9 protein-coding genes are annotated in these 15,173 nt (G+C 51.6%); 8 read left to right on the top strand and 1 reads right to left on the bottom strand.

The features are described 5' to 3' along the window. Nucleotides 1-141: 141 nt before the first annotated feature. The 6 genes from AB1656_13090 (at nucleotide 142) to AB1656_13065 (ending at nucleotide 11,207) form a co-directional block, all read left to right on the top strand. Complete coding sequence (locus AB1656_13090) at nucleotides 142-852, top strand: bifunctional precorrin-2 dehydrogenase/sirohydrochlorin ferrochelatase (protein ID MEW6236315.1); 711 nt, start codon at nucleotides 142-144, stop codon at nucleotides 850-852. Then, nucleotides 849-1,352 (top strand): type II secretion system protein GspG, encoded by a 504-nt coding sequence (locus AB1656_13085; GenBank protein MEW6236314.1) that lies wholly within the window; start codon nucleotides 849-851, stop codon nucleotides 1,350-1,352. Before AB1656_13090 ends, AB1656_13085 begins: the two co-directional genes overlap by 4 nt. Before the next feature lie 654 nt (nucleotides 1,353-2,006). Next, on the top strand, nucleotides 2,007-5,663 hold the full coding sequence (locus tag AB1656_13080; GenBank protein MEW6236313.1) for a PAS domain S-box protein: 3,657 nt from the start codon (nucleotides 2,007-2,009) through the stop codon (nucleotides 5,661-5,663). 87 nt (nucleotides 5,664-5,750) lie between these two features. After that, on the top strand, nucleotides 5,751-6,428 hold the full coding sequence (locus AB1656_13075; GenBank protein MEW6236312.1) for a cobalamin-dependent protein: 678 nt from the start codon (nucleotides 5,751-5,753) through the stop codon (nucleotides 6,426-6,428). Continuing rightward, complete coding sequence (locus tag AB1656_13070; protein ID MEW6236311.1) at nucleotides 6,425-7,459, top strand: uroporphyrinogen decarboxylase family protein; 1,035 nt, start codon at nucleotides 6,425-6,427, stop codon at nucleotides 7,457-7,459. The genes AB1656_13075 and AB1656_13070 overlap by 4 nt, the downstream gene beginning before the upstream one ends. 10 nt (nucleotides 7,460-7,469) lie before the next feature. Next, nucleotides 7,470-11,207, top strand: coding sequence for a PAS domain S-box protein (locus tag AB1656_13065; GenBank protein MEW6236310.1), 3,738 nt, complete (start codon nucleotides 7,470-7,472; stop codon nucleotides 11,205-11,207). A gap of 73 nt (nucleotides 11,208-11,280) precedes the next feature. Here AB1656_13065 and AB1656_13060 read toward each other — a convergent pair whose 3' ends face one another. Continuing rightward, nucleotides 11,281-11,571: a transposase gene (locus AB1656_13060; protein ID MEW6236309.1), complete on the bottom strand. Its 291-nt coding sequence runs from the start codon at nucleotides 11,569-11,571 to the stop codon at nucleotides 11,281-11,283. Nucleotides 11,572-11,678: 107 nt separating this feature from the next. On the opposite strand from AB1656_13060, the gene AB1656_13055 reads away from it, so the two are divergent. Together AB1656_13055 and AB1656_13050 are read left to right on the top strand one after the other, a co-directional pair. Continuing rightward, nucleotides 11,679-11,852, top strand: a complete 174-nt coding sequence (locus AB1656_13055) for a hypothetical protein (GenBank protein ID MEW6236308.1) — start codon at nucleotides 11,679-11,681, stop codon at nucleotides 11,850-11,852. Between the two features lie 452 nt (nucleotides 11,853-12,304). Next, nucleotides 12,305-14,881 carry a flagellin gene (locus tag AB1656_13050; GenBank protein ID MEW6236307.1) on the top strand — a complete coding sequence of 859 codons (2,577 nt, stop codon included), beginning with the start codon at nucleotides 12,305-12,307 and terminating at the stop codon, nucleotides 14,879-14,881. The last annotated feature ends 292 nt before the right edge of the window (nucleotides 14,882-15,173 follow it).

Genomic DNA, 15,173 nt, shown 5'->3' with positions numbered 1-15,173 from the left:
GACGCCAAAGCGAAATAAAATCGGGAATGCGCGCTTTCATCTCATGCGGGTCTGTATTATCGTAACGATAGCGCCGTATGGTTTCGAACGGCGTTCAGGGATTCGAATTATTTGCGTTTGTGTAGGAGGGGAAGTGTATTTATGAAAGTGGAAGAACCTGTCTATCAACGATATTTTCAAATCTGCCTGAATATCACAAGTAAACCGTGCGTCGTCATTGGCGGGGGAGATGTGGCTCGAAGAAAAGCCGCCTCTCTAATCGAAAACAAGGCGGACGTCACCCTCGTCAGTCCCAAGTTGGATCCCGTCTTGGAGTATATGGCCTTCCAGAAAGAATTCGTCTGGAAGCAGCGCGAGTTTCAACCGAAAGACCTCGACGGCGTATTCATCGCCATTGCGGCCACGGACCAACGCGAGGTGAACGAGAAAATCGCAATCCTATGCCGGGAAAAAGGGATATTGTGCAATGTCGTGGATGCTCCAGACGAGGGAACGTTCATCACTCCCACAGCGGTAGACCGGGGGCCGCTATCCATATCCGTTTCCACCTCGGGAATCAGCCCAGCGTTGGCCTCCAGCATCCGGCAGGAGATCGAGATGGCCTACGGAGAGGAATACGGACGCTTCCTGGAACTGATGGCCATGCTAAGGCCCAAAGTGTTAGCGGAATTTTCTTCGCTCCAGCAGCGGCATTTGATATTCGAACGAATGGTATCGTCCCGCGCCCTTTCCCTGTTGCGCAATGGCATGAACGAGGAAGCCCATAAGGAATTGGAGGATATCGTTCGAGAAGCGAAATTCGACTCTTTCGCGCCCGGCGGCGCTCTAGCCAATGGAAAATCCAAGGAATGACGATGAAGCAAATCGCCTTTGCTCTTCTTATCGGATCGATCCTCCTCCTATCTTTTTCCTGCGCCAAAGAAGAAAAACCCGGCGCGGACGCCGCGGAAAAACATCGGGTGACGATCAGCGACCGCTCGTGCACGTTCAAAGAACAGATGCTCTATCTCGTTTTGGTGCTGCAAGTCTACCGCTTGCACGTTGGAGCGTTTCCCTCATCCTCCAACAATCTGGAAGCGTTGGCCGCCAAACCTAACGTACTGGAAGCCACGGGAGGATGGGATGGACCTTACGCGGAATCCGATAAACTCTTCCTCGACCCTTGGGGCAGAAAACTGGCCTACTCTCTTGACGCCAAAGGCAAGATGGATTTGCGCAGCTTAGGTCCGGACGGCGTCCGCAGCGGCGACGACCTGATCGCCGCCGACATGTTTCCCGATTTTTACAAGGAATTGGATAAACTGGACCGCATGGGACCCATCCCGGTCGTCCATTCGGCGACGGCCCCATAGCGACATTGACGGAAGAGGCTTTTTTTCAAATGCGCCGCTATTCTTCTAGCAATATCAAAGGGAAGTCAACCAACGCTTGCATGACTTCTTAATACTGTTAATTATTCCTTAAACCATTTTCCAACTATCTTCTTTTTTTCCTTTTCCCACTGCGAAAAATCCTTGCTATCGAGAATCATCCATCGCGGTTCGCAATAGGTTTCGACAAAGCGCCGAAGGCTTTGAATTTAGCCGTTCGTCATTATTACTCGCCCCATTGACGATCATCCATATTCATTCTTATTGTCTTGCGCATATTTCCTCCGTTTTCTTTTAAGAGAGAATCGCTAAGCGCATCCGTCTTCAATGAATATTGGAATTGTACTCGTTATGCAGATCAGAGAAATTGGAATATAATAGAGAGTGTAGGAAGATTTTCGAATAGGGCTGGATATCCTTAGTATTGGATGCCCATCGAATCCAAAAGCCGCCGCCGTTTTTAATCATGGACTCCTTGCCGAACGAACAAAAATCCACGGAATTTCTTAAAATGTATACTCTAAGGATAGGAGATTGATTTGCTTAATAGTAATATGCCTTCTTTCATTCGATCCAATTTTTAAAAATATGTTTTGATTATTGTAGGATTGTAGACGCTTCAGCGGGAGGCGATTCATGGGAAGAGACGAAGTCTTCGATGATCTTTTCGAACAAATCGAAACGCCTATATTCCTCGTCAACGTCGTTGACAACGGCGATTTTATTTACGAGGAAATCAATCCAGCTTTAGAGAAGGCGCTCAGTTTATCGAAACAAGAAATCATTGGAAAGCGGCCCGAAGATATCCCTGCCTTTTCCGATGAAATGGCGGAGACGGCGCGAGCGAATTATAAGCATTGCGTCAAGAGCGGCCATCCCTATTGTTATGAAGAGAAGCGCGTTATCGACGGCAAAGAAACATGGTGGACGATCCAACTTTCTCCTCAACGTGGAGAATCGGAAAAAATCATCCGGCTCATCGGCGCCGCTTTCGATATTACGAATAGAAAAAGAAAGGAAGAAGATCTCAGGATTTATCAAAACATCGTATCTTCCACCAACGATATTATTTCCCTCGTTGATAAGCAATATACCTACCGCGTAGTCAACGATTCCTATTTAAGATTTCACCAAAAAAAACGCGAGGAGATTGTCGGGCGCACCGTCGCGGAGATTTTGGGAGAGAAGGTTTTCAGGGAGACCGTCAAAGAAAAACTCGACCGATGCCTAAAGGGCGAAACGATTCAATATCGATCCTGGTTTCAATACCCGGTTTTAGGACGCCGGCTCATGGAAATGACCTATTCCCCTTACAAAGACGAATACGGAGTCATATCGGGAATCGTGGTTAATGGTAAGGACGTCACGGAAATTCAACGGGCGCAAGATACGCTGCTTGAGAGACTCGATTACGAGCGGGCGGCGGCGGAGAGCATGAGCCTCCTAGTGAAATCCCAGGAGGTGGACGAGCAATTGCCGCGTATTTTGAATATCCTGCGCCTGGCCGTCAACGTCAGCCGCGCTTATATCTTCCGGAACGAGGACGATCCAGACGCGGGGCTTTGCATGACTCAAATCCACGAAGCCGTCGCCGAAAACATTCCCCCGCAGATCGGCAATCCCTCCTTGCAGCATCTCCCCTACCGGGAGGGCGCGCCGACGTTGTTATCCGTTTTGCAGACGCGGCGGCCCTTTGCGCGCATCGTGGCCGATATGCAAGGTTTGGAATGCGAAATTCTGGAAGCGCAAAACATCCTCTCCCTTCTGATTCTCCCTATTTATTGCGGAAACGAATTTTGGGGACTCATCGGCTTCGACGACTGCGAGACGGTGCGCGCTTGGCGGGAGGAGGACATAAACTTGCTGCAGGCCGTAGCGGACGGCGTCGGCGCGGCCATCTTGCGCCAGCAATCGGAGAAGGCGGTCAGAATCAGTGAAGAGAGGTTTCGCGCCCTATTCGAGAATTCGCCCATTCCGATTTGGGAGGAAGATTTTTCCGCCGTCAAAGGAGTGCTCGACGGTCTGAAAGATATGGGCGTAGACCATCTTGAAACATATTTGGAACAGCATCCCGACGCAACGAAGCAATGCGCCGAGTTGGTGCGGATTACCAATGTAAATCAGGCCGCCTTGGAGATGCATGAAGCGGCTTGCAAAGAGGAATTGTTCAAGGGACTGATTAGGACTTTTACGCCCGAATCCTATAAGACATTTCGATCCGAACTGATTGCTCTTTGGAACGGGCGAAAGGAGATGGCAAGCGACGCCGTTATTCGGACATTAAGCGGCAAGCCAAAGCAAGTAACGATATATTTCGCCGTTTGTCCGGGCCACGAACAAACGCTGTCCAAAGTACTGGTTTCCATCATCGACATTACAGAACGCAAACAAGCGGAAGAAAGGCTCATGTTGCTGAACTTCGCTCTCGACCATGTGTGCGAAGCGGCCTTTCTCGTCAAGGAAGACGCTCGTTTTATCTATGTAAACGAAAATGCTTGCCAAGTCCTGGGATACGAGCGCGATGAGCTGCTCGGCTTAAGCGTACCGGATATCGATCCCGATTATCCCATGGAACGCTGGAGAGACCATTGGAAACAACTCAAGACTCGGCATTCGATAACCTTCGAAACTCGCCACAAAACGAAGGATAGCCGCCTTATCCCCGTCGAAATGAGCGTTAACTATTTTGAATACGACGGTCAGGGCTACAACCTAGGATTGGCGCGAGACATCGCCGACCGCAAACGCGCGGAACAAGAACGTTCGGCTTATCTTCATTTCTTTGAAAACATGGACCGAATCAACAGAGCTATCCAGGGCGTCAATGACCTCGAACGGATGATGAGCGACGTTCTCGACGAGGCGCTATCCATTCTCGATTGCGATCGGGCGAGTCTGGTTTATCCCTGCGATCCGGAAGCCGCTTCATGGCGGGCGCCGATGGAACGCACACGGAAGGAATATCCCGGTCTGTTCGCCTTGGGGATGGATATTCCAATGAACGCAGATGCCGCCAACGTATTCCGAACCTTGCTAGCCTCAAACGTTCCCGTAAAATTCGGCCCACCCTATGAACATTCTTTGCCGGCGGAGATAATCGAACAGTTTCATATCCAGTCTCAGATCGCGATGGCGATTTACCCCAAGATCGACAAACCTTATATGTTCGTCTTGCACCAATGCTCATACCAACGTATTTGGACGCCGGATGAAGAAATTCTATTCCAGGAGATCGGCAGGCGGATAACCGACGGCTTAACCAGTCTGTTGTCGCATCGCAACTTGATGGAAAGCGAAAAGAAATATCGCTCGCTTTTCGAGGATTCCTTCGACGGACTCTTTATCACTTCCCCCGAAGGAAAAATCCTCGACGTGAACAAGAAGGGCGTCTCCATGTTCGGCTACAGCTCGAAAGAGGAGGTGCAGCGCCTGGATTTATCGAAGGATGTCTATAAGAGTCCCTTAGACAGGCAGCGAGTGCTTTCCATAGCCGATGCGCAGGGCTTCGCCGAATACGAGATCGGCTTCAAGAAAAAGAACGGCGACAAAATCATTGTTCAATGCTCTTTAACCGCCCAGAAAGACGAAAAGGGAGAGGTTGTCGCCTACCGAAGCATCCTGCGCGACATCACCGAATCCAAGCGTGCTCAGAATATCATGCAAGCGCGTCTGCGGCTGTTGGAGTTCGCCCCATCTCACGCGATGGACGAATTGCTGACGGCGGCTTTGGACGAAATGGAAGCGCTGACGGAAAGTTCGATCGGATTCTATCATTTTCTCGAATCCGATCAACAAACGCTCTCCTTGCAGAGTTGGTCGACGAATACGCTCAAAAACATGTGTACGGCGGCGGGAAAGGGCAGCCATTACCATATTTCCCAAGCGGGAGTATGGGTGGATTGCGTCCATGAACGCCGTCCCGTCATTCACAACGATTACGCCGCCTTGCCGCATCGCAAAGGGATGCCGGAAGGTCATGCTCCGGTAACGAGAGAGCTTGTTGTACCGATTTTCCGCGGCGATTCGATTACGGCGATTATAGGCGTGGGCAATAAATCTGTCCTGTATAATGAAAATGATATCGAAATCGTATCGACTCTGGGCGACCTTTCCTGGGATATCGTCGAACGCAAACGGGCGGAAGAGAGAATCCGGATGCAACTCGACGAGCTTCAACGTTGGCATGATGTTACGTTGAACCGGGAAGATCGAGTTCAAGACCTGAAGCGAGAAGTCAACGAATTGATGACGCGGTTGGGCGAGCCTGTCCGTTATGCCAGCGCAGCGGAATAATCGTCCGTCCGGCGGCGGCAAAATTAAAAAAAGAGCGTGCGAAGGATTCTTTAGTCAATCCGCGCTAATGGATAGGGGAGAACGAAAATGATCGGCATGGAGTTAGAACAGCTGATCGCGGCGTACAACGAAGCCGTGTTCGACACGGATCGAGACAAGGCGCTCAAAATCGTTCGCGATGCGGTGGACGGCGGCGTCTCCCCGGAAGAGATCGTGTTCCAGGTTGTCGTACCCGCTATCGAGCATACGATCGGAGCCATTAGCGGGAAATGCGAGTTAAGCCTGGCTCAGCACTTTATGATCTCCCAAATCGCGGCGGAAGTGACGGAAGAAATGCTTCCCCAATTCAAGGAATCGCCGGCTATCGTCGGCCGCATCGTTATCGGAACCTCGCAGGGCGACTTGCACTCGCTGGGAAAAAGAATCGTCGTAGGCTGCCTCAAAGCCCGCATGATCGAATCCATCGATCTCGGCGTAAACGTGGCGCCGGAACGGTTCGTAGACGAGGCGGCGGCGAACCGCGCTCCGATTATCGGAATTTCATCCATGCTGGTTCATACCGCCAGGGGAGAGAACGGCTGTCTCAAAGTACGGCAAATCTTAAAGGAGCGAAAACTGGAGGACAAGATCAAGATCGTCGTCGGCGGCGCTCCCTTCCGATTCGACCATCTACTTTACAAGGCCGTGCAAGCCGACGCCTGGGCGGAGGATGGCATCGCGGCGGGGAAAGTCATCGCCGAACTGATCCAGGAGGCGCTGAAATGATTACGGGTATGGATAGACTCGCAGCGGCGATAAACGGATCCGTTTCCGATCGCATACCTGTATTTTGCAACCTGCTTGATCAGGGCGCGAAGGAACTCGGCATCTCCCTCCAAGAGTACTATTCGCATGGCGAATACGTCGCCGAAGCGCAACTTAAAATGCGCGAAAAGTATGGGCATGACAACCTGTGGAGTCTGTTCTACGTGGGAAAAGAAGCGGAATTGCTGGGTTGTCAAAAAATCGTTTTCGCGAAGGACGGTCCGCCCATCGTCGAAGATTTCGTCATCAAGTCTTGGGACGACATTCGACGGCTGAAGATTCCCGAAGACGTTTCAACGCATCCCGCCTTCGAGGAAGGATTGAAATGCCTGCGCATCCTGCGGGACAAAGCGGGCGGCCAATATCCGATCTGCGCATACATTACCGCCACCATGACGCTGCCTGCGCTCCTGATGGGAATGGATAAATGGATGGAACTGCTCTTTTTGGGTCCAGCCCCCGAACGCAACGAGCTTTTAGCCAAGTGCCACGAGTTTTTCGCGAAGGAAATACTCGCTTATCGAAAGGCCGGGGCCGATGTTCTTATTTATTCCAATCCCTTCGGTTCTACCGACATTGTCCCGATGAAATACTTTATGGAACAATCGCTTCCCTGGATCGAAAAGGATATTGCGGCGGCCGGAACGCATGGTTTAGTCTATTATTGCGGTATGTCGCGATTCAGTCCGGTGATTGACATTGTGCTCGAACGGACGGGTATCGAGGCCTACTACCTGAGTCCGCTCGACGATATTCGAAAGAGCAAAGAGATCATCGCCGGAAGGGGACTCGCCTGCGGAGTCATTAACGATATTAAACTCATCGATTGGACGAAGGATGAGATTAGGGATGAAGTAAAGAGGATGATGGACGCCGGAATGGCGGGAGGAAAATTCCTCTTTGGAACCGGTTTAATGCCTTATAGCATCCCTGAGGAGAATATCCGGACAATGCTCGAATCGGCTTACGAATTCGGCCGTTACGAGAACTGAGAGCGGCGCTATGGCTGAAATGATAACAATATCCAAGGCGGAGTACGCCAACCTAGAGGAGCGGGTGAAGAAACTCGCCGCCGACAAATCGCACCTCCAGTTGATCGTTCACATGATGAACAAAATAAGCGCCGTCTCCGGTCTCGAAAATCTCGTTGAGAATATTTTAAACGCCGTCGGCGACGTCATCGGCGGCGTCAATCTCATACTGTACTACAAGATCGATAATGACATTTATTATGCGGATATTAACGGCGACAGACAGAAGATCGATACGATTATCGACGACCTCGTAATCAAGGCTTTTGAGACGCGCGAACCGATCGAATACGAACATGCTTTCAGCGATACCAAGATGATGACGCCCGAGTTCACGAAGGCTTACACGTGGGCTATTCCTCTGCTTGTGGGTACCGAACTGATTGGCGTGTTCAAAATGGAGAGTCTGCATATCGCGATGCGGGAGTTGGGCCAGCCTTTGCCCATCTTCTTCTGTTATGCCGCCCTGGTTCTGAAAAACGAGATTCTAGGGCGCACGCGGCTTCAAAAAGCCTACGACGAACTCGAGAAGGAAGCAGCGGTGCGCCAAAAAGCGGAGGAAGCGCTGCGTTTGGCCAACGAAGCCCTGGAAGAACGCGTCGCTGAACGCACAGAGGAATGGCGGAACGCGAACGTACGGTTGCGCGAGAGCGAAATGCAAATTAAAGCGCTGCTCGAAAAATCGGAACAATCGCGCCGCGCTTTGTTGAGTCTTTTGGAGGACGAAAAACGGGCGGAGGAGACGCTGCGCCGCCTCAATCGTGAACTGCGGGCCATTAGCCAATGCAACCAAGTCTTGATGCGGGCTGTTGACGAACAAACGCTGCTCGACGAAGTCTGCCGGATCATTTGCGACGAAGCCGGTTACCGCATGGCCTGGGTGGGATACGCCGAACAAGACGAAGCCAAGACCATCCGTCCCGCCGCCTGGGCAGGCGTCGGCAGCGAATATATCTCCAGCGCCAAACTGAGTTGGTCGGAAGACTCGGAACGAGGCCGGGGACCTGCCGGAATCGCCATCCGGAGCGGCAAAATAATCTACGTTCAGGATATCGAAACGGACGCGCTCATGGCGCCTCGGCGCGAAAACGCCCTGCAGTGCGGCTATCGCTCCAGTCTCGCCCTCCCGCTGAAGGACGAATGCGCCAATGTCTTCGGCGTCCTCCTGATTTATTCCGCGGAAGTCAATGCGATCACGCCGGACGAAATCCGGTTTATGGGGGAATTGGCGGATGACTTGACATTCGGCATCGCCGCCTTGCGCACGCGCGCCGGACGCAAGCAGGCGGAAAAGGAATTGCAGCGATCCAACGATCTGCTTCGGGCTATCATCGACGCCGCGCCGACGGCGATTATCGGATTGGACCTGGACGGAAATGTGCACTCGGTTTGGAATCCAGCGGCGGAGAGAATGTTGGGCTGGAGCGCTCAGGAAGTCATGGGCCGCCCGCTCCCCAGCGTACCCATTGAAAAAAAAGAAGAATTCGCGCAATTTCGAAAAAGGATGCGGGAGGGCAAGACCTTGAATGGCGTGGAAGTCAAACGCCGAAAACGCGACGGCTCTCCCATCGATTACAGCATCTACGCCTCGCCCTTGCACGACGCCGAGGGCCGCATCACCGGCAATGTCGCCGTCATGGTAGATATCACCGAACGAAAGCGCGCGGACGAAGCCTTGAGGCGGTCCGAGAAGAGAAAGACGATCCTCAACGAGATTGCTAACGTTTTCCTCACCATCCCGGATGAAGAGATGTACGGATGCGTTTTGGATGTGGTTCTTCGCGTTATGAAAAGCCCATTCGGCATTTTTGGCTTCATAGGCGAAAATGGGGACCTGATCATGCCCAGTCTGACTAGAAATATCTGGGAACAGTGTCAAGTACCCGATAAATCTCTCGTCTTTCCGCCGGAAACTTGGGGCGGCAGCCTTTGGGGCCGCGCCATCCGAGAGAAAACGAGTTTTTATTCGGACGGCCCCTTTCATACGCCGGAGGGACATATCCGCATCGATCATTTCCTTACATCGCCAATCTTTTTTGGCCAAAAGACGATCGGCTTGCTTTCTCTTGCCAATAAGGAAACAAGTTATACCGAGGAAGATAAGGATTTACTGGAGACTATCGCCGCCTTTATTTCGCCCATCCTCAACGCGAGATTGCAAAGAGACGCGCAAGAACGAAAGCGTTTGGAAGCGGAGGAGGCGCTGAGAAAATCGGAAGAACAATATCGCCTGCTGGTGGAAAACGCCGAGGAAGCGATCTTCATCGTTCAGGATGGAAAGATCGAGTTTCCTAACCGCAAGACCCAAGAGTTATCTGGGCGATCAAAGCAAGAACTGACGAATATGGTCTTCGCCAATCTGCTTCTTCCTGACGACCAATCCTTCGTTTTGGATAAAATCGAAAAATGCCTTCATGGCGAAAAACCATCCATCGCTCCCCCCTTTAAAATTCAAAACCGATCGGGCGAGGATGTATGGGTTCAACTCTCTCTGGCCATGATCCTTTGGAGGGAACGTCCCGCCGCTCTCTGTTTTCTTAAAGACGTTACGGAGCAAAAAGCGTTCGAAGCCCAGTTCATGCATGCCCAAAGAATGGAAGCGATAGGACGGCTGGCGGGAGGCGTAGCTCACGATTTCAACAACATTCTTACGGTAATCAACGGCTATTCCGAACTCGCTATGTTTCAACTTCGCCAAGACGATCCGCTATGGAACCATATCCAAGGAATCCACGAAGCTGGCCTTCGAGCTTCGGAACTTACTTACCAGCTTCTCGCTTTCAGCCGCAAGCAGGCGTTTAAGTATGAAATGATCGATTTGAATTATCTCATCGAAAATATGAAAAAAATGCTGATCCGCCTGATTGGAGAGGATATCGAACTGGCGACGGTTCTATCCGATTCGCTATGGCGCATCAAGGCCGATCCCGTACAGATCGAGCAGATTGTCATGAACTTGGCCGTGAATGCTCGCGATGCGATGCCGGAGGGGGGGAAGCTCACGATCGAAACGACGAATATCATCCTAGATAAGGAATACGCTTCGAAGCATATCGAGATTTCGCCCGGTCCTTTTGTGATGTTAGCGGTTTCGGATAACGGCTGCGGCATGAACCAGGCGACGATGGATAAGATATTCGATCCCTTCTTCACGACAAAGGAAATGGGCAAAGGTACGGGTTTAGGGCTTTCAACGGTCTACGGCGTCGTGAAACAGAGCGGCGGAAGCATCTGGGTCTATAGCGAATTGAATGTTGGAACCACCTTCAAAATCTACTTTCCCCGATCGGAAGAAACTCCGTTAGAGAAGGAGTCCAGCCAATTATCTTCCCTCCAAGGGGCGGGAGAAACCGTGCTCGTGGTCGAAGACGAAGACTCGGTGCGGGAGATCGTCATCCAAATTTTGGAATACAGCGGATACAAAACGATTTCGGCGCGCAGCGGATTGGAAGCCCTCAATCTTTCTCTACAGTTCCAAGGGCGTATTCATCTTCTTGTTACGGATATTATCATGCCGGAAATGAACGGACGCGAATTATCGGAACGCCTTACCTACCTTCGGCCGGATATGAAGGTGCTTTATATGTCCGGCTATACGGATAAATCCGTTACGAATAATGGCATCCTGAAAGGCCGCTTTCCATTCTTGCAAAAACCCTTTAGTTCGGAAAGCCTTTTGCAAAAAATCCAGGAAGCTTTGGAACAATAATCAATATCCATTCGTTTCGTTCCTAGTCCGAAGTTCCCCCCTCAAAAGTCATAAATATATAATACTCTACAAGTCAACCGCATCCTTGCGATTTTTTTTTCAACCAGTCCAGTTCCACCTTCAACTGACCGATTTGCCGGTACAATTCATCGATGAGTCCGGCTTTTTCTTCCTGGTTCCTCTCCCCCTTCCGGCTCAAGATGAGTGGCAACTCGTTGAGGGCTTTCTTTCTCCAATGGGCGATCTGGTTGGGATGAACTCCATATTGGGTGGCTATTTCTCCCAGACTATTCTCCCCTCGGATCGCTTCGAAAACCACTTTCGTCTTAAAAACTCCATCGTATTTCTTTTGAATTCTCTTCATTTCGGAAAACCTCCTTGCCTACTCTCGGCAAACCGATTTTCCACCTTAATCCCCTGTCTAAATTGTGGGGGACATTATACGCCGAAATCCGGGAGGCAAATTCCGGAGTGGCTGTAGATTTCAAAGGTTTAATGAACGAAACGAAAAAAAAGTCTCAAGTTTTATGTCAAGGCGCCGAAAACTATGACGACAAAGCGGAAAATTCGTTCAAAGGCGAATGCAAGGCGGGAAGATGGATAACCGCATCGCTGAGTCGAAAAAAGACGAAAAAATTGGATTAAACGATCCAACCCATCGGAAAAAAGGCCTCGGAAACCTTGGTAGGGTGCGGAAAAATTAATCCGAACGCCGGCGAAGCGAGAAGTTTCATGCGGCGCGTAGATACGAATCATTGTTAATACCTTGGAAAAAATAGTATAAAAATTAAAAGGAGGTGAACGTCAAGAGAATAAAGCATAGGGGTGAAACTACTCGACCCGTCGGATAAAAGGCCTCGGAAACCTTGGACGAGAAGATGCGGAATTCACAGCGGCAATTCCTCCTGTTTTACCCCCCTATCAATCCAGACAACAAAACATCAAGGCAACCCTGAAGGTAAGGCTTGGCTATTTCTCCCCCCATGCGGTCGTGGCGAGAAGCCGTCGAGAGTATTCGTTCAGAGTGGTTGCCGCAATCTGAAAACTGGAATGCTTAGCATCGGATGCTAAGAGCGAATTCCTCAAGGAGGATTAAAATGGCAATCACTCAAATTGCGACTAATATATCTGCGCTTACCGCCCAGCGCAACGTCAATACCGTAGGCGGGAATCTTTCTAAATCCATCGAACGCCTCTCTTCGGGCTTGCGCATCAACCGGGCGGGCGACGACGCCGCCGGAATGAGCGTGGCCAATCGCTTGCGTACGCAAACGGAAGGCTTGAATCAAGCCGTTACCAACGCGCAAGACGGCATTAACCTCATCAATGTGGCGGAAGGGGCCCTGGAAGAAACGACGAACCGGCTGAATCGCATCCGCCAACTCGCCGTACAAGCGGCGAACACGGGCACAAACGACTACAAGGCGCGCGCCGCCATTCAAGACGAAATTTTTCAAGGCATTGACGAAATCACTCGAATCGCCAATACCACTCTCTTCGGTTCCAATTATCTTCTCAACGGCGATTTCTCCATTAAATCCACCGTCAAGGACGGTCAACCCAACTACGGTTTTCAGATCGACGCTTCTCCCGTAGCGAGCACCTTAGACAGCGGAGCCGCTTTTCTGAATATTCGTCTCTCTCAACAAGGATATGCCCAGATCGTGGCGGGCGATACGGCGGGCGACAAGCAAATCGTGAGCACGGGAATCCGCAACCAGACAGACATCGCCGTCACGTTGGCTAGTTTCAATCAGAGCCGTTCCTTCGGCGGCGCCGCCATCCAAACTACGGACGCCGTCAGCACGGGCATCTATTTCAACGGCGTTTCTATGTTTGCGAACGATACCATATCGTTCGAAGGGGTGCTCGCCGACGGCGTAACTACATTTGCCGGGTCGGTAACCCTAGCCGCTACATCGACGCTGGGCACATCGGCGAACGCGACGTCCACTCGTCCAGAGACGATCATCGGCGCTATTAATAAAGCCATCGACGATGCGGAAAAGGTTCTGTTCGGCGTAAATTCCACCGGCAGCGTGCCTACGGCTTACCGCACGACCGTCACTCTCGCCGGCGCGACGACCGACAATCGCGGACGTCTTCTCTTAATCAACGAAGGAACGTATATCAATCAATCCACGATCAACATTTCCCTATTGCGCAGCGGCACTATGGTCACCAGCACCAGCGGCGTCACGCGGTCGGGCGCTATTGGCTCGGCTTCCGCTTTGTCCGGCGGCGGCCAAATCGGCAATTCCGTAACGGCCATAACGGGTTCGACGTTTGGGGAAGGGGAGTTTACTATTCAAGTCAAAGACGTTCAGAACGCGCAGCAGAAAAAGATCGAAAGCACGATCGCTTTCCTGGACGGCAATGGTTCCCGAATGGGACGGACGACGACGTTGACAGGTTCCAACAGTTCGACCACCCTCGTACTCAACGGTTCGTTTGTAGGCAGCACCTATACCGGCGGTCAGACGATGCGGGATAACGACATCATCATACTCAACGGAACGAATGCCGACGGCACGACCTTCCAAGGACGGTTTACATATGTCGATCCGGCGGACAATACGGAACTGCAAGAAGCGGATACCGATTTCAACGACTTCGAATTTTCCACCATTTCCGGCTTGATTCAGGAAATGAATTATCGCACGCGCGATTATACGGCCGGCGTTGGTACTAGCGACGGAACTCAAACGCGCTTCGAAGATGCGATATTCACCTATACGCCCGGCGGCACCTTGAGTTTGGTCGACGATGTGGGGCGATCCAATTCGCAGATGGCGTTCACGTTGACTTTCCAAAACCGGGACGACGCAACGCCGACGGAATACTATACGCTGCAGGACGATGGGGCTCTGGTGCAGGAAGGCTATGCCGAGCAGGCCACGTTCCAATTGGCGGGCGGGCAGGAAGTCCGAGGGGAAGCGGGACAAGTGATTACCTTGCAAGGCCCCACTTCCACCGTCGAAGGCGTTCCGACGCCGCAAGTAACTTTCCGCGTGGGCGACGGCTTCACTTCGGGAACGGATAAATTCGAAAACATCCCTACGACGTATGTGGGCGCGCTGAATGGCGGCGCCTCCGTAACCTTCACGCCGGGGCAGCAGGATGTAGTGTTCCTGACGCCTTCCACCACAACCAAGGCGCCCGATTACCTGACCGTAGACTTCGATTCCTTCGTCAACGTCACTTCGAGCGGTACGGGCGATGATAACGGCATCACGGCCATTATCAGCACCACCAATACGGGTTTGAACTTCCAGATCGGCGCCTTTGCGGGACAAAATATCACCTTCTCCGTCGGCGACCTGAAGGCCGATAATCTGGGATTCGGACGGGGCAGCGGACGCACGGTGCAGGATGTCAATGTAACTACGCTCTCAGGCGCTAACGAAGCTATCGAAATTGCCGACGAAGCGCTCGACCAGGTCAACCGCACCCGGTCGATTCTCGGCGCGGCTACGAACCGATTGGAATCCAGCGTCGCTAGTATGAGCGTAGCTTCCGAAAACCTGACGGCTTCCGAATCGCGCATCCGGGACGCCGACATCGCAACAGAAACCTCGAAATTCACCTTGAACCAGGTCATGCTTCAGGCAGGCGTCTCCGTACTGGCGCAGGCCAATTTCCAAAGCCAGACATTCTTGCAACTTCTCGGCTAAGTCAAGAGAAGGTGAGTACATGGCGGGCGGGGATTTTCCTCGCCCGCCGTTTCTCTTTGTATGAATCGATCATACTCCATCGGCTATCATGCAATGATCCTAAAAACGGCAATAGAAAACGCATCAAATCGTAAGATGGATGGCGTTGTTAAACGCATCCATTGCTCTTCTGAAACACTTTTGTAAGCCATGATAATTGAGCCGTTAAGCGACTAGGCTCTTGAACGCGATTTATATGTGTTTCTTTCTGATATAGCCCGCGAACCGCGGGTGGTTTGCTCCTAAGAAAACA

This window comes from Candidatus Omnitrophota bacterium (assembly GCA_040755155.1).
Taxonomy (GTDB): domain Bacteria; phylum Hinthialibacterota; class Hinthialibacteria; order Hinthialibacterales; family Hinthialibacteraceae; genus JBFMBP01.
Note: the sequence above shows the minus strand (reverse complement) of the source record. Positions and strands in the feature narration are given on the sequence as shown.